Annotated in this window: 13 protein-coding genes and 1 tRNA gene; 6 read left to right on the forward strand and 8 right to left on the reverse strand. The window is 62.0% G+C overall.

What is annotated here, in order from left to right; translation table 11 throughout:
- Positions 1 to 429 precede the first annotated feature (429 nt).
- From VKV28_12130 to VKV28_12140, 3 genes are all read left to right on the forward strand, one after another.
- Positions 430 to 810, forward strand: a complete 381-nt coding sequence (locus tag VKV28_12130; protein ID HLH77546.1) for a hypothetical protein — start codon at positions 430 to 432, stop codon at positions 808 to 810.
- Positions 811 to 957: 147 nt separating this feature from the next.
- Positions 958 to 1,033 (forward strand) — tRNA-Lys (locus VKV28_12135).
- Positions 1,034 to 1,385: 352 nt separating this feature from the next.
- Positions 1,386 to 1,976 (forward strand): OmpA family protein, encoded by a 591-nt coding sequence (locus VKV28_12140; protein HLH77547.1) that lies wholly within the window; start codon positions 1,386 to 1,388, stop codon positions 1,974 to 1,976.
- A gap of 236 nt (positions 1,977 to 2,212) precedes the next feature.
- Here VKV28_12140 and VKV28_12145 read toward each other — a convergent pair whose 3' ends face one another.
- Positions 2,213 to 3,154, reverse strand: coding sequence for an MBL fold metallo-hydrolase (locus VKV28_12145; GenBank protein HLH77548.1), 942 nt, complete (start codon positions 3,152 to 3,154; stop codon positions 2,213 to 2,215).
- A gap of 250 nt (positions 3,155 to 3,404) precedes the next feature.
- Between VKV28_12145 and VKV28_12150 the strand changes: the two genes are divergently transcribed.
- Entirely contained in the window at positions 3,405 to 4,223 is an 819-nt protein-coding gene (locus VKV28_12150) for a 3-methyl-2-oxobutanoate hydroxymethyltransferase (GenBank protein ID HLH77549.1), read from the forward strand.
- Between the two features lie 5 nt (positions 4,224 to 4,228).
- Positions 4,229 to 5,101, forward strand: coding sequence for an alpha/beta hydrolase (locus VKV28_12155; protein ID HLH77550.1), 873 nt, complete (start codon positions 4,229 to 4,231; stop codon positions 5,099 to 5,101).
- A gap of 87 nt (positions 5,102 to 5,188) precedes the next feature.
- Here VKV28_12155 and VKV28_12160 read toward each other — a convergent pair whose 3' ends face one another.
- The 3 genes from VKV28_12160 to VKV28_12170 form a co-directional block, all read right to left on the reverse strand.
- The gene (locus VKV28_12160) at positions 5,189 to 6,100 is read right to left on the reverse strand and encodes a hypothetical protein (GenBank protein HLH77551.1); all 912 of its coding nucleotides are present in this window, start codon (positions 6,098 to 6,100) and stop codon (positions 5,189 to 5,191) included.
- Between the two features lie 68 nt (positions 6,101 to 6,168).
- Positions 6,169 to 7,113 (reverse strand): ABC transporter substrate-binding protein, encoded by a 945-nt coding sequence (locus VKV28_12165; protein ID HLH77552.1) that lies wholly within the window; start codon positions 7,111 to 7,113, stop codon positions 6,169 to 6,171.
- Positions 7,114 to 7,146: 33 nt separating this feature from the next.
- Entirely contained in the window at positions 7,147 to 8,253 is a 1,107-nt protein-coding gene (locus VKV28_12170; GenBank protein ID HLH77553.1) for an alcohol dehydrogenase catalytic domain-containing protein, read from the reverse strand.
- 245 nt (positions 8,254 to 8,498) lie between these two features.
- On the opposite strand from VKV28_12170, the gene VKV28_12175 reads away from it, so the two are divergent.
- Positions 8,499 to 10,250, forward strand: a complete 1,752-nt coding sequence (locus tag VKV28_12175) for an FAD-dependent oxidoreductase (protein HLH77554.1) — start codon at positions 8,499 to 8,501, stop codon at positions 10,248 to 10,250.
- A gap of 262 nt (positions 10,251 to 10,512) precedes the next feature.
- Here the strand turns inward: VKV28_12175 and VKV28_12180 are convergent, their stop codons facing one another.
- The 4 genes from VKV28_12180 to VKV28_12195 form a co-directional block, all read right to left on the reverse strand.
- Complete coding sequence (locus VKV28_12180) at positions 10,513 to 11,397, reverse strand: alpha/beta hydrolase (protein HLH77555.1); 885 nt, start codon at positions 11,395 to 11,397, stop codon at positions 10,513 to 10,515.
- Positions 11,398 to 11,510: 113 nt separating this feature from the next.
- Entirely contained in the window at positions 11,511 to 12,341 is an 831-nt protein-coding gene (locus VKV28_12185; GenBank protein HLH77556.1) for an alpha/beta hydrolase, read from the reverse strand.
- Positions 12,342 to 12,380: 39 nt separating this feature from the next.
- A complete protein-coding gene (locus VKV28_12190) occupies positions 12,381 to 13,481 on the reverse strand; it encodes an LLM class flavin-dependent oxidoreductase (GenBank protein HLH77557.1) in 1,101 nt (366 codons plus the stop codon).
- Between the two features lie 153 nt (positions 13,482 to 13,634).
- Positions 13,635 to 15,378, reverse strand: a 1,744-nt coding sequence (locus VKV28_12195) for an alpha/beta hydrolase domain-containing protein (protein HLH77558.1), incomplete at its 5' end; no start/stop codon positions are given.

Below are 15,378 nucleotides of genomic sequence, written 5' to 3' on the forward strand. Positions count from 1 at the left end.
GTCGCAATTTGGTTCTCTAAAATCGAACGCTAGGGAATTGCCCGCAGCATTTTCACCTCGGTTAACGACCTCGCACGCAAGCTCATGCGCTATACCCGCCTGCACAACCGTCACTTTCGACCAATCAAGTGGTTCTATCGTGACCCATTTCCAGAATCACTTTCGATTCGCCTGTTACAGTCCACTAAATTCTCGCGATGGCGCACCTGTTCGCCAAGACAGGCTCCCTAAGCTAACGCGCACATGACCGCCGTTGAACGCAAGTCAGTCGCAACCGCCGACCAGTCACGTTGGCACATGGAAGGTAGTCGATGTAATAGTTTTCTAACCTTGCGATTGGAGAACCTGCTATTGAGGCGCGCCGGTTGCACGATATTATCGCGACGCGCACCGGCCAAATTCAAAGCAGCAGCCGGGAGGTCCGTGACGATGAAAGAACAAGACTTCGCGATGCTCGAGATCGTCAACGACCGGGGCTATCTACGTTTAGGCCGGCCCGCACACGGCTTCGAGCAGAAGGGGCGCACCTATTACATCCCGAACCTGCGCGCGATGCCGCCCGATGAGGTTCGCTATCTGGCCGAGCAACTAGAGCTGGCCGCGGCGGCGGTGGAGAGCGGTGGCGAATACAAGCACGACGTTTTGCGTGAGTTAGGCGCGCTGGTGGCGCCCAATCGCCAGATCTGGGTGTGGGCGCGCATCGGCCCCAGCCGCCGCTATATCCCCTCGCGCGATTTCGTGGATGACGAAGGGTTGAGCGCGACCCAGGCGCGGGCCTTGGCCGCCCGCCTGCGCGCGGCGCTGAAATAGGCCCCTTATGGGGGAATTTCCACTGCGAGTGGCGCGAGCGGCGGGTGGGCGCCAGTCGCGGGAAGCTACCGCCGCGTGCGGGGATCGGGACCGATACTCTTGCGGGGCGCGTTAAAGCCCGTAAACTGATTAACTCTGCGTTGGAATGAGCCGTTAGCTCAGGTGGTAGAGCATCTGACTTTTAATCAGAGGGTCGCGGGTTCAAGTCCCGCACGGCTCACCAAATATCGATGGCCCCAGGGCACGCCTGCGTTCTCGCAAACGCTCCAAGAGCAGGGGCGGTCCGCACGCTAGGCGAGTAAATCTATTCGGTTCTGTAGAATTTTCAGGTCTTTTTTGTAGAAGCTCCAACCTTTCCGAAGTGGAGCTGCTTAATTTGCTTGTGAATTCCCTTTTTGTAGCTAAGGCACGTCGTTTGCTAATTGGCAGATATGGGCTCGAATAGAACGCCATTCGAGGATAAAAACCGAATGCCAACAAACCACAAACGCTGGGACGTCAAAAAAAAGCTAACCGCCTTGCTGCGCGTTTCCAATCTCGCGCGGCGCACAGGCACAAACGGGGAGAATGTTCCTTTGCGGTATAGCCTTGGACTCGGGGGCGGGATCCTCGCGGGCGCGATCTTGGTATTCACCGCCAGCGGATGTATCGCTACTCGCAGCTGGGTTGACAATAAGATCGATCCGCTCACTGACCAGATAGGGCGGCAGGAATCCCAGTTGCACGACACCGACGCCAAGGCTGACCGAGCCCTCACCGAATTGCAAAATCTCCACCTTGAGCGGCGGCTGGTCTTGGATTCGCAACACGGGCCGAACTTCGCTTTCGGGTCCGCGGCCTTGACCGGTCAGGCTAAGCGCGCGATCGATAGCTTCGTTCAAGACCTGCCGCAATCGGCAGGCTCCGAATCGGGACGCCTGTTCGTGGTTGCCGGATATACCGACAACGTGGGGACGGAAGACTACAACTACGAACTGGGACAACGGCGAGCCGAGAGGGTGGCCGGATACCTGGTGGACAAGGAAGGCGTTGATCCGATGCAAATTCGTGCAGTCTCCTACGGAGCGAGCAAGCCGATTGCCAGTAACCGTACCTTGCGCGGGCGGCGAGACAACCGTCGAGTCGAAATTCTGGTCTACCAGGAGAAGATCGCTACAGGAAGCTGAGCGAGTCTCGGCTTTTAGCCGCGTCAGTCGAGGTGCATTGCCGATGTGATGGCGCAAGCCTGTGGAAGGTTGCAGGAAAATCCTTCGCCTCCAATAGCGCTTGCTCACTTCGCTCGGGATGACGGGCGGCGCCGGATCTGAGCGGGTTTACGAGACAATCACAGCATTCAAGCCGCGGCAACGATGATGCCTGTCGCCGGCAAATGCTGTGTTGCTTCCTGCCGGCTATCAGGCGGTCAAGGGGCGATGACGTCGAGGTCGCGCGGCCAAATCACCGGGCCCGTATAATGTTGCTTGACCTCAGCCACCAATTGAGCACCGCTTGAGCCTGCAAATGGCATCGTGTGTGTCAGCACGACCATCTTGGGTCGCGCGCGTTGCGCCAATTCGCCGAGTTGCTCGGCCGAGGTGTGAAACGCCGCTAAGTAGGCGCGCCATCGAGTCGTATCCAAGGGCACGGGCGGGGTCTGGCCCGAATAGGCCTCGTGAATAAGCACGTCGCAGCCGTTGCATGCCTTGATCACGTTATCGCTGGGGCGCGTGTCTCCCGAAATCACGATCGTCTTGCCCCGCGCCTCGAAGCGGTAGCCCAGCGCTTCTTTCCACGAACCGTGTTGTACGGCAAACGCGATCACTTTGACGTTGGCGTCTTGATAGACCAGCCCGGGTTCAATGTCGTGAGCGGCGACCCGATAACCGGTGGGATTGGCGTGTTCCAGGCCGTGGATTCGCACGTCGATATCCTGCGCGTAAGCTCGGAGCAGGTTGGCAGCCATCGCGCTGGTGCCCGCGGGGCCGTACAACGCAAGTGCTCGGGAGCGGCCCAAGACCCACGGGGTGAGGATCAAATCGGGCAGGCCGATAGTATGATCGGAGTGCAGGTGGGTCAGAAAGGCGATCCCCAAGCGGTCGGGGCGAAGCTCGGCTATCCCCTCCAGCAAAGCTGCCGAGGCTCGACGGACCACCCCCGCGCCCGCATCCACGATGTAGGCCCGGCCCCCGGCAACAATCGCCAGCGAGGGTCCCTGGCGATCGGGATTGGGCTGCGGCGTCCCGGTTCCCAGCATCACGATGAGGACTGCCCCAGGAGCCGGCGCTTGCGCACCGGCGCGTGCCGGCGAAATCGCGATCAGGCAGATACAAACGAGAAAATTGGTGGCGACAATCGATCTACTCATCGGCGTCCGCTTCCAAGATGATGATCGGCTCTAAGATTATGCGATTGCTGGCGCAACCTGCTAGACGGCGCAATGTTCTCGCACCCGCCTCCTTGAAGCGGTCCAGCTACCGCGTCGTTCTCAAACGAGTGGTCACGGTGGACTGAAGCGAAGACCGTTGAAAGCGAGAGCGGGGTCGCGTAATTTTCCGGCAGTGCCGCCGCGCTGAAGCTCTTTGGGCCGGCCGGCAAACTGGCTTCAGAGGAACCCGATGGCATCGAACGACACCGCCGTTACCATTCCTGCCTTGCAGCAAATGAAGCGCGAGGGGCGCAAAATCGCCGGTATCGTGGCCTGGGACTACCAACTCGCGCGGATTGCCGAGCGCGCCGGAATCGATCTGATCTCGGTGGGCGATTCGGTGGGTGTCAATCTATGGGGGCGTGACAATCCGCTGGACGTCACCCTGGATGAGATGCTGGTGTGCTGCAAGGCGGTTCGGCGCGCGGTCAAGCGGGCGCTGGTCAGTTGCGACTTCCCCTTCGGCCCACTGCAAGAGGGAGTCGAGAGCGCGCTGCGGGCCGCCATTCGATTGGTTAAAGAAGGCGGTGCCGACCTAATCAAAGTTGACGGCGCGGCCGACTTTCCCGACAGCGTGCGCGCACTGGTGCGGGCCGGAATTCCGGTCTTCGCTCAGTTCGGGCTGACTCCGCAAACCGCGCTGCGCTACGGCGTGCCCTACACCGCGCAGAATTCGGCCAGCGCCCAGGCTTCGGCGGAGATGACGGCCAAGCTGGTAGATGAGGCACGGCGGTTGGAGGACGCGGGCGCATCGATGCTCGATTTCACCAATTCTGGCCCAGTAGTAGGACCGGCAGTAGTCAAAGCGGTCTCGATTCCGGTAATCGGTGGCTTTGGCGGGGGACCTTGGTTGGATGGCCGCGTGCGCCTGGCCCATACCGCGATCGGCTACGGCGAGAAGTGGCTGGATTCCACTACCGAGACCTATACCAACACCGCCAAGGCCAGTCTGCAGGCTTTCACCGCGCTGATCGAGGACGTGCGCGCGGGCCGCCAGATCAAGGGCTGATGGCGATGGCCACCGCGGTTATCGACGGGATTGCGACGCGCTATGAAATCGTCGGCTCGGGCCCACCTATCCTGATGTATTCGCCCGGCGGCTTCGACGCGACGGTGGAAAAATGGAGCACCCAGGGCATCTACCCCAAGCTCAAGCTGCTCGAGCATCTGCCCCGACGCTATACCTGCATCATGTTCGACCGGCGCGAAACTGGCCAATCGGGCGGGCGGGTAGAGCGCGTCACCTGGGCGCATTACGCGGCCCAGGGCAAAGGTTTGCTGGAGCACCTGGGCATCGCGCGCGCTCATATCATGGGTGGATGCATGGGATGCTGTCCGGTGACTGCCTTTGTCACCATGTATCCGCGAGCAACTCTGAGCATGGTACTTTATTGGCCGGTGGGCGGTGCCCAATATCGTATCTCCAGCCATCGGCGTTTCGCCGAGCATCTCGGCTATTTGCAAACCCACGATCTGGCCCAGGTGGTGGACCTGGTAAGGCAGGAAGGCAAGCCCTTCGGTGCCGATCCACGTGGCGGGCCGTGGGCCTCGGTAATCAAGCACGACCCAGTGTTTGCTGCGGCTTATGCCAGCCAGAATTTGGACCGCTACAAGCTCATTTTAAGCGGTATGATGCGGGCGCTATTCGATCGCGATACCGCGCCCGGTGCCGAGCCCGAAGAGTTGATGGGGCTGGATAATATCCCCGCTTATATCGTTCCCGGGCGGGACGCCGCGCATGCCACTTCGGCGGCGCGCTATCTCGAAGAATGCATTCCCGGGGCGCAGTATCACGATCTCCCGGTGGCTCAACAATCCGAGAACACGATCATTCCCAAGCTGTTGGAGTTTCTGGACCGTGCCACCGCAGCCGGCCAGCAGAGCTAACTACCGTGTGACTAGCTAATCGAAGGTACAGGAAGCACAGGCTACCGCCCGTGCTACTTGAGGCATCTGAAACCGTGCTGCTGCGGCCTAACTCCAAGCGCGATTATCGACCACGGTTTCGTAAGTCGCGCCGGGCACGGTCATATTCCACTTGACGGTCCAATTGTAGGTGTCTTCAAAACGCTCGCGAGTGTATGGCGCGGGCGGAGCGTTGAGCAGGCGCCACGCTTGCAACTCGTTGGGTTGAAGTAAGCCGCCGGTCTCCTGCGTCAGGTAGTGCAGATAGGGGGTGGGGTCTTTCTCCAGGACTTCGACCGCGTGGGCTTGGGCGCGAAACATCGCTGCCAGCGTCTTGCCATCGAGATCGTCGCTGGCCGCCTCGCTGCGGCTGGAATGAGACTCGATCAAAATGCGCAAGCCCTGCTTGTGGGCATAACTGATCCAGGGCTCCATCAGGCTGACGGCGGCGACTTTGCCCTGGCGCAAGGCCTCCAAGCGCTGCAGCATCGAGCCGGCGTTGGTAACCTTCACATGCTCGGGTGTTAGGAAGCCCTCGATCATCTTGAGCGTGGTGAAATGGGAGCCGTTGTTGGGTGTGACCGCGATGGGTTTGTCCTTGAGCTGCTCGGGCTCGTAAATCTTGGAATCGCGCGTGACGACGATCGCAAAGGATGACATCGCAGCGCCCAGGGCCACGATTTTGCGCCCGCGCCGCCCTTCGCATTCGGCCTCCACCGCGCGCTTCATGATGCCCCATTCGCACATCCGATACTGATCGATGCCGCCCTCGTTGTAGACCGAATCCAGCGGACGATCGAAGACCGAATCGAACTTGACTAGATGGGAAGTGCTGACCTGCGCCATGCCCGGCGTGGTTACGAACTCAATATCCAGCCCTTCGTCGCGAAAAAAGCCTTTGTCGCGCGCGACCAGCACCGGTAGATCGTGCACGGCGTTCATGATCGCGAGTTGTGGTCTTTTCCCCTTGCTGGCGGCCATCGCAACACCTCCCTGAGGATTCGATCCCGATAATCGTTCAGGCAGGTTGGGGTTGTCAAACCTGCCCGCTAGTTGCTGAGAGCGCGCGTGCTCGGCGCGAACAGCTCTTCGACTGCCACCGAGCGATCGATAATGCGCTGGGTTACGGCGTGGCGGATCAGCTCTTCCAGCACCTTGCGATTGGGCTCGACCCCGTAGGGCAGCGGTGCCCCGGTTAGCTCCATGACTCGACGATGCATCTCATCGATCTCGGTGGGTTTCTCGATCTTGCCCGCTTTAAGTCGCTCAACGTAGAGCTGCTTGGAGCGGGAAAAAGTATCGAACACGTCGGCTGCCAACTCGGGATAAGCCGCCAACAGCTCGTTTTTAATCACCACGGTGTGATTGATCGGGTAATGGCCGTTGCGTTGCAGGGCGCGCAGACCAGCTTCCAGGCCGTTGGGAATCAGCGGCTTGACGTCGGGATGGTCCACCTCCACCCCGATCGCGGCGGCCAGCTCGCCTGCCACCAGCATATCCGCCATCTTCTTGCCCTTCTCCATGGGTACGACGTTGGCGGGTGCGCGATACTCCTCCACGTGTTCGTCGCCCGAGAGCACCCAGGTAATGCGGCTCAGGTCGACGTCATGCTCGTCCTGTAGGATACCGCGAGCCCACACTCCAGTGGTGACGGTGTAGCCGCGATTGACTCCGACCCGCTTGCCTTCCAAATCCTTGGGAGAGCGGATTCCCGCCTTGGTATTGTACAGAATGGCGCCGTGATGGAAGCCGCGTACCAGGAAGACCGGGACCGCGGTAAAGGGCTTGCCATGCGCTCGCGCGCAGATGTAGGTGGTGATCGCCATCTCGGAAATATCGAATTCCAGCCCGCGCACCATCCGGCGGAAACCGTCGACCAGGACCGGAATCTCCACGAAATCGAAGCTGAAGGTGCGCGGCTTGACCGTTCCGTCCTTGAGGGCCTGGTTGTTGCCTTGCGTGCGAGTTACGGTTTTCAGCTTGAGATCGGCCATAAGCGCTACACTCCTATGAGAATACTGCGAGGCTTATTGCCAGGGCATCAGCGAGGCGTGGATCACGTCCTTGACTCCTTGGCCACCCACCGAGCGGATGGCGAGATCCACGTCCTTCAAACCAAAGGTGTGGGTCGTCACCAGCTCCAGCGGAAAGCGCTTGGAGGCGAGTTGCTGCAGGGCCAGTTCGCAGGCCTTATAGCTGTGGCCGCGCGCGCTCTTGAGGGTGACGTATTTGACCGTCATCTTGGCCAGCGGAAAGTTGGGGAACTGCTCAAGTTCGCCCTGGACCACGATGGTGCCGGCTTTGCGCTTGAGCGCATCGATGCCCAGCAGGATCGGGGTTGTCCCCGCGCCCGCGGTGCAATCCAGCGAGACGTCCACACCTTTGCCGCCGGTAATTTCCATGATCCGTGCCAGCGGGTCTTCTTTCTGCACGTCGATTACATAGTCGGCGCCCAGGAGCTTGGCGACTTTCATCCGCGCCTCGTCCTTGCTCGTGCCGGTGACGATAATCAGCGAAGCACCTGCCTGTTTGCAGATCACAGTCTGCGACAGTCCCTGCTGGCCTGGCCCCTGGATCAGCACGGTGGAGTTGTAGCCCACTCCGCCCTCGAACAGCGACCATTCCACGCCGTTGGCCATCGGCGTGACCAGACCGGCCAATTCCGGAGTCACTCCGTCGGGTACCCGATGGACCACTGCGTTCCAGGGCAAATAGACGTATTGGGCGAAACCGCCCCATAGATAGGGCGCCTTGTCGGCGGGAGTATAGCCATAGCGGATCGAGTCGGGATTATTGCGCCAATCGGTGTTTTCGCAATGGCGATACTGGCCCAGATGACACCATTCGCACTTGCCGCAGGCTACGTAATGCTCGACGAAGACCAGGTCGCCCTCTTTGAAGCCCTTGCGCCGGGTGAATTCGCGGCCAGCCTTGGCGATATAACCGATGTTCTCGTGCCCCATGATAACCGGCGCGGCGGAGGGCGGATGCTGATAGAGTTTAACATCGGTGCCACAAATCCCGGCCACCGCCATCTTCAGCAGGGCGGCGTCCTCGGGCACCTCCGGCATCGGATATTCACGAATTTCGGTTTTGCCCGGGCCCACTCTCAAGGCCGCCAGCACCTTTTCCATCGCACAAACCTCCGGCCAGCCGCCATTGGGTGCGGCTGAATCGACGCCCACACGCTGTCAAATTAATCAAGCTGGACTTGTTCTCTACTAGAATAGGCCTGTGACCGCGTCAAGCTTCCTTTCGGTCGCGCCATCCGGGCCAGCCATCGCGATTGGCTCCTTTCCCGCATTTGTAGAAAAGCCACCGCCGATGCGACAATGGCGCGTGCTCGCGCTCGGGTCAGGTGCGAGCGGCGGAGGTCGCCATGGCGCTGAGCAGGCGTCAGTTGCTGGGTGGGGGCGGGCTTGCAACCTTGGCCGGGGCGCTGGGCTTTGCGGGCCCCGGCATGGCCGCGCACCGCGGCGGCCTGAAATGGGCCGCCGAAGCCGACGTCGTGGTGGTGGGCGGTGGCGCCAGCGGGCTGCCTGCGGCGATCGCTGCGCGCGAGGCGGGCGCCACGGTGATCCTGGTGGAAGCGGAGCACCATCTCGGGGGCCACGGTATTTGCAGCGGCGGCAACTTGCCTCTGGGTGGCGGTACTCCGCTGCAAAAGAAATATGGTATCGTCGACTCTCCCGACCTGGTCTTTCGCGATCTCACCGACTGGTCGGTGGTCGAACCCAACGGCGCTGCCGATTATCGTTTCAACGACCGTGAGATTATTCGCGCCTTCGCCGACCATAGCGTGGCGACCTTTAATTTCCTCCACGCCCACGGGGTGAAGTTCGTTGATAAGCCGCCCGACAATTTCGGCGGCGAATCGGTCGGCAATTCGGCGCCGCGCGAGGCCCATTGCGCCGTGATGGATTGGCCGATGGTGCAAACCGGCAAGCCCGCTCCCGCGCCGTTGCGCGCCACGCTTTCCTCCGGCAACGGCCTGATGCATCCGTTGTCGGTGGCCACCGCGCAGGCTGGCGTACGCATTCTGCTCGGGCACAAGATGACCGCGCTGCATCGCGAGGGGCACGCCGGCAAAGTGCTCGGCCTCACCGTGGATCACGGTGAGGAGCAGCTTCATTTGCGCGCGCGCAAGGCGGTTATCCTGACCACGGGCGGTTCCAGTGGTAATGTCAACTTCCGCCGCATGTTCGACCCGCGCCTGACCGAGGAATACTGCGGCATCGCGGGGATGCCGTGGTCCAATCAGGATGCCAGCGGCGAACTGGCGGCGATGGCGGTGGGCGCCTCGCTATGGGGACTGGCCAATCAGACCGGGGAATTCGGCTCCAACATCACCAAGCCGGGCGCGGTCGGATGCCAGTACGGCTACGTTCATTTGCGCTGGTATCCGGGCAGCGAGGTGTTTTCTCGCGCGCGGGCCATCGGTTTGCAGGTGCGCGATTGGCAGGACCTGATCCTGGTCAATATGCTGGGCCGGCGGTTCTACGACGAAACCGGGCCGCAATTCACCGCCAACGCCTATGATAAGATCGATCCGTACACTTCCTACAGCTATCTCAACGCGAAAAACATCCGCTGGCGTCCCAACAACTTTATCGATGCCGCCTTGGCCGGCGTTGGCGACGGTCACAACGGCGGCGGTCCGATCTGGGCGATCTTCGACGCCGACGCGGTGCGCCGCGAGCACTGGGATCCGCGGCCACCGCACGTCGATCCCGAGGGTTTTTTCTTCAGCGCCAACAGCCTGGAGGAGCTAGCGGGCAAAATCGTGATGCGCTATCAGCGAATAGTAATGCCTGCGCAAAACCTGATCGAAACCGTTACTCGCTACAATTCATTTGTCGACCGCGGCACCGATCTGGATTTCGGTAAGCCCGCGCCACGCTACAAGATCGCTACCCCGCCGTTTTATGCCGCCTGGGCCACGCCGGTGATCCATGACACCCGCGCCGGCCTGCGCATCAACCGCCATTGCCAGGTAATCGATATGTCAGGGCAGGTGATTGCGGGGCTCTACTCCGCTGGCGAGACCGCGGGCGGCTTCAGCCTGCACGGCCTAGCGCGCGCCACTTGCCAGGGCTATATCGCGGGTCGCCACGCCGGCGCGCAAAGCTGAGTGAGATTGCCGGGTCCGATTAGCTGAGGCCGCGCTCCCAGAAACCGAGGTCAGGCCGGTTAGACCTGGCCGGGGGCTGGCGCATCGTGGCGATAGGCTTTGGGTGGGACCGGATTCAGAGTCGGGCAAATTTACGGCCGCACGGCTTGGATTTCGAGTCCGCCGCGCGCCCGACAGAATATTGTTTGTATACAATCGTGACCGCAGCGCGTGCAGCTCAACGGGCGCCGGGCCGTTCCTGAAGGGACGAGATGTCCCAGGTTTATTGGCGGCGCGCGTGGCGATGGGCGAAATCGCTCATCGCGCGCAGCGCGCGTTGGGCCGCTGGCGCATCGGCGTCGCTGCGCAACAGGTCGTAGTTATCCCCCTCGAACCACTGGATCTCGACCTCGCCGCCGGCCTTGCGATAGGCGGCGACGAAGCGCTCCAGGTTGGCGCGCGGATGGAGTGGATCGTCGGGGTTCTGTACGTAAAGCAGGGGCGGCAGCTCCATCGGATCGCCTCGCTCCAGCGCCAGTCCCGGATCGCCCTCGGCCATCGCGGCTTCGCTTAACCAGTAGCGGTCGTGATTGGCGATCATCGATTGAGCCCGCGCGCGCCCCAGCCGTGCTATCCCCTCGGCTTCTTTCAGGTATTGATAACGCCCCAATGGGCTTATTACCGGCCAAGTCACGATCAGAAAAGCGACCCGAGCATCGAGCGCCTCATTGCCCATCATCGGGATTGCGCGGTAGCGGGGATCTTCGGGCTTACCCGCCGCCAGCACCACCAGATGGCCACCGCTGGAAGTTCCCATCGCGCCCACCATCTGCGGCGCGCTGCCCAAGTCCGCGGCATGCGCCTTCAGCCAGCGAATCCCGTAATTAAGGTCGGCCACCGAGCCCGGATAGCAGGCTTGCGGCGGGACGCGAAAATCCAGCGACGCGACCACCACCCCCGCCCGCGCCATCGCTGCGTTAATTGGATCGTTGTTGGTTCGATGGCCGCCACACCAGGCCCCGCCATGAGCATCAATCACGGCCGGAAAGGGGCCGCGCCCGCGCGGTTTGAACAGGCGGGCAATCAGCGCTTCGCCGTTGTGGCGCAGGTATTCGACTTCCTCGATATCGAACTCATGAGCCATCGCGTCAGCGGTTGTCTCGGCCATGCCAAACCCCTCCGGTCGCCTCAAGATGGCTTATCGACCGGGATGTCTCAAATAAAGCTCCCTCGCCGAGAAATTGTCCAGGGTTGCCCGCGCCGGAAGCCTGGCCCCCCTGTTTATGGATAAATCAGGCCGCTCCTGCGCCGCACCAGAAAGCCGTCGCCGCGACTGAGAAAGTCCTCGACTAGCGCCGCCACTGCTTCGGGGCGGTCAGCGTCGATTCCATGCGCGGCGTCGTAGACCATCACCAAGTGGCAGTTGGGTAGGATCTCGCGAAACAGATGGGCGCCGGCGGGTGGGGTCACGCGATCGTGAGTACCAAACAGAGCCAGGACCGGCATCTGCAGCTCGCGCAGGCGAGCCTCGAAGGGTTCATCGCGGGGCGGACCAAGCAATCGCGTGGACAACGCGATCTGCTTGGCCACGATTTCAGGCGCCAGTGGTGGAATCGGCGGCTGGCGCTCGGGGTGGGCGTAGAGCAACTCGGCGGCCCGTTCGGGGGCGAGTTGGCCCGGCGGCGGCCCCTGACGGGGCAAGCGAATGGCGGCGGGACCGACCACGACCACGGCTTTGACCACCTGCGGCCGCAGGATCGCCATCCACAGCGCAACCTTGGAGCCAAAGGAGTTGCCCATGATTGAATAGTGGTCGATGCCCAGCGCGGCCACTGCCGCATTCATCGTGCCTGCCAACTCCTCCATTGAGGCCGAGCGGTCGTTGACCGGTGACTGACCGAAGCCGGGAATCTCGAAGGCGATCAGGCGGCGGCTGTGGGCCAGCAGCTCATGGGCGCGGGAAATACGCAAGCCACCGCCGCCATGCAGGCAGATCAAGACCTCTCCGCTCCCTGCCTGGCGATAGCGTATGCGAAAGCCGTCGGCCTCGACGAAAGACTCCGAGAATTCCACCCCGGCTGGGGCTGAACCATCCGATTGCTGATCTGGCATCAACTAAACCTTTTTCTGCACGACAGATTGGGGCGCCGACTACAGCTCCTGCATGCGCGGGAGCACTTTGGTGCCAAACAGTTCGATCGCACGGGTGGCCTTGTCGCCCAGTTGGGAAGCCACCACCATGTCGAGGATACCGGCGCCGAGAATCTCGCGGATGCGTTTAATCTGCCCAAGCACGGTATCGGGAGCGCCTACCAGCACCTGCCCCTTGTCGATTCGCTCCATTAGCGCGCCGCGCGATTGCAGGCGGGCGCGCTGGGTCTCGATATCGCGCCCATAATAACCGCTAGTCGCAACCGCGCTCTCAACCGCGCGATTGCGAAAGCTCAGCCCCACCGAGGGTAGGCCACCTCCGGCCGCACCCATTTCCTCGATCGCTTGCTCGTCGGTGGGGGCCACGTGCATCGCCAGGCGATAGATAATGTTTTCCGCGCTGGGCTCCCATCCGTTGAGCCGGCACTGGTCACGATAGTATTTGGCGGCTTGGCTGGCGATCTGCACCGTGGTGAAGGCGAAGCCGGCGCCCAGATGCAGGCGGGCGGCGAATTCGCCGGACTCGGGACTGGCGGTGGAAATATAAATCGGGGGATGAGGCTCCTGGACCGGGCGGGGCCAGATCGAAATCGTGCGATATTCGTAATAGCGTCCCTGCCAGCCAAAGGGCTGCTTCTCGCTCCAGGCCATCTTTATCAGTTGCAGCGATTCCTCAAAGCGTTCGCGCGATTCCGAAGGGTTGGTGTTGTAGGTCACGTATTCGTTGACCGAACCGCGCATCAGCCCGGCGACCACCCGCCCTTGGGTCAGCGTATCGACCATCGCGATCTCTTCGGCCACGCGCACCGGATCAAGAATCGGGATATCGGGTCCGAGGATCGCCACCTTGGCCCGTTTCACCACGTTGGTTAGCGCCGCCGCCATCACCATCGGATTGGGCGTCATCGAAAAAGGGGCGAAATGGTGCTCGGCGACGGTGACCCAATCGAAGCCGACTTCGTCGGCAAGCCGGAAGCGCTCTAGCGTGGTTTGCATCGAGCGCTCGGCCCACTGCGCATCGTAGGTGTCGCCCGGCGCGGGCCACACCGAATGGGATGCCGGCCCGTCATAGCGGGTAGTACAAAATAGAGCTGCTTTCATGGTGTCCTAATCGCGTCAAGCTTGCGCTTGGCGCGAAGCCTATAGCATCGCATTCTCTCTGACAATTGCGAGATCTACCTTTCCTTGCCTCGAGGGTTGGGCTTAAATTCAGGCCGCAGAAAAATTTCTCCGCGCAAGCGACGACCGATAGTCCTATTCGCCGCCCGGCGCCACTAGCACACGCACGAGGGGTCCCAGCGCGACCGAGGGATCCAGCGGATTGCGCTCGCGCGCGGCGCGCACCATCCGCTCGGCATCCTCGCGCAGCATTAGTCGCTGGCCGACCAGGCGCTCGCAGACCGCAGCCACCTTCTGGACATAAACCTCGTGGCTGGGATAGCGCTCCTCTATCGACAGACGCGGATCGCCCTTGGCCAGCCGCTCGGCCTTGGTGCGGGCGAAGGGGACGAAGCTGCCGGTATTCCAGAACTGGTCGCCTTCGGCAAAGCCGGCCTTGCGCAGCGACCAACCATTGTAGGTGCCCAGCGGGACTTCGACATCGGGATAGCGCAGGCCGGCCAGCGTGTTGCCGTCCTGGTCGATCATCGGCACCGCCAGGGGATATTCCTGGCCGGGAACCGCGCGCGGGGGAAAGATGCTCATGATGCCGCGGGAGTCGAACTCGGGACCGTAGTCGTATTTGGGCAAGCGGCTGGGGCCGGCGGGCAGCTTGACCCCGGGAATCCTGGGATAAGCCGCCAGCGCTTTCTCGGCCTCGACCAGGGTGCCATCGGAGCGCCGCGGCAGCATCGTGGGCGGCGGCGGCGTGCCGTTGGTAGCCCACTGGTCGAGCAGCACCAACACCGCGCGGCGGTAGGGCGCGGCTGACATATCGTTGGGGGTCAATTGGCCAATCCAGATGGTGTCGGTTATCGGCCGGGCCATGTGCGGCGAGGCGGTCAGATGGTACATCCGCACATTTTCGGGAATCTCCAGATCACTACCGTCGCGCGGATCGGTATGGGTGAGCGAGACGTGACGCACCCAGTAATCGCCCTCGGTATGCAGATGAATCATCAGCGGATCGGTAGCCGGCCGCTTCCACAGGCCGTCAACCTTGTCGCTGAAGGGGTCGGGTACCGTGTTGTAGCTGAAGGGGTAGTACTCGGCCGGCCATTGATGCTCCTCGTGTTGGCGCGGATAGCGGCCGACCTGGGCAAAGCGGGTGTTGTGAAACAGACGGCCGCTGCCGGTATGGCTATGCATCCCATCGAACAGCTTGCGGCCCTGGCTATCCTGGTTCCAGCCTTCGTAGACGTACTGGCGCAGGACCCGGCCGCCCATCGATACGCCGGTGGCATAAGCCTTGTCGACGTAACCTGCCAGCGGATTGGGATTGCCCGCACTGTCGCGCTGGCCGAAGCGAACGAAGGAGATCAGGTCGCGCACCCCAAGAAAGCCCAACCCCATCACCTTGGAGCCTTCTGTCTCGTAGATAAACTCGTAAATCCAGCCGGGTTTGAAGCCGCCCTTGATATAGAGATCGTTGACCGAGGGGGTAAGCACGACCTGGCCGTCCTTGAGCTCGGCCTGGGCCAGCTCCCATTCCGAAGCCGGCACCGGCATGCGCGGGTCGCGTTCATGCTCGCGCATCGTCAGCGTCGCGCTGGCGCGATCGAGCACCGGGTAGGGCTGCACGTTATGGCCGTTTTCCGCCCCCGCGCTGACTCCCATGGAAAGGACGCCCGGAGCGATGGTGCTGAATTCCTGGCGCACCGTGCCGCGCAAGCGCCGCCCGTTTTGGAGCGCCTCGGGTAGGTAGGCGACCACGTTGTTGCCGCGGTCGATTAGGTCGCCCTGCCATCCTGACCACATCATGGTGTAGCCCTGGCGCATCAGGAAACCGTCGCCGGCGGCCGCGGGTGCGCTCATGTCGGAACCGCGGCCGTAATTGAAG

The organism is Candidatus Binataceae bacterium, from assembly GCA_035294265.1.
GTDB lineage: Bacteria > Desulfobacterota > Binatia > Binatales > Binataceae > DATGLK01.

What these genes read in the sequence shown, in the direction of transcription:
- VKV28_12130 (HLH77546.1), top strand. Translation starts at nt 430, where the DNA reads ATGAAAGAACAAGACTTCGCGATGCTCGAGATCGTCAACGACCGGGGC.
- VKV28_12145 (HLH77548.1), bottom strand. Translation starts at nt 3,154, where the DNA reads ATGAGTAGATCGATTGTCGCCACCAATTTTCTCGTTTGTATCTGCCTG.
- VKV28_12150 (HLH77549.1), top strand. Translation starts at nt 3,405, where the DNA reads ATGGCATCGAACGACACCGCCGTTACCATTCCTGCCTTGCAGCAAATG.
- VKV28_12155 (HLH77550.1), top strand. Translation starts at nt 4,229, where the DNA reads ATGGCCACCGCGGTTATCGACGGGATTGCGACGCGCTATGAAATCGTC.
- VKV28_12160 (HLH77551.1), bottom strand. Translation starts at nt 6,100, where the DNA reads ATGGCCGCCAGCAAGGGGAAAAGACCACAACTCGCGATCATGAACGCC.
- VKV28_12165 (HLH77552.1), bottom strand. Translation starts at nt 7,113, where the DNA reads ATGGCCGATCTCAAGCTGAAAACCGTAACTCGCACGCAAGGCAACAAC.
- VKV28_12170 (HLH77553.1), bottom strand. Translation starts at nt 8,253, where the DNA reads ATGGAAAAGGTGCTGGCGGCCTTGAGAGTGGGCCCGGGCAAAACCGAA.
- VKV28_12175 (HLH77554.1), top strand. Translation starts at nt 8,499, where the DNA reads ATGGCGCTGAGCAGGCGTCAGTTGCTGGGTGGGGGCGGGCTTGCAACC.
- VKV28_12180 (HLH77555.1), bottom strand. Translation starts at nt 11,397, where the DNA reads ATGGCCGAGACAACCGCTGACGCGATGGCTCATGAGTTCGATATCGAG.
- VKV28_12185 (HLH77556.1), bottom strand. Translation starts at nt 12,341, where the DNA reads ATGCCAGATCAGCAATCGGATGGTTCAGCCCCAGCCGGGGTGGAATTC.
- VKV28_12190 (HLH77557.1), bottom strand. Translation starts at nt 13,481, where the DNA reads ATGAAAGCAGCTCTATTTTGTACTACCCGCTATGACGGGCCGGCATCC.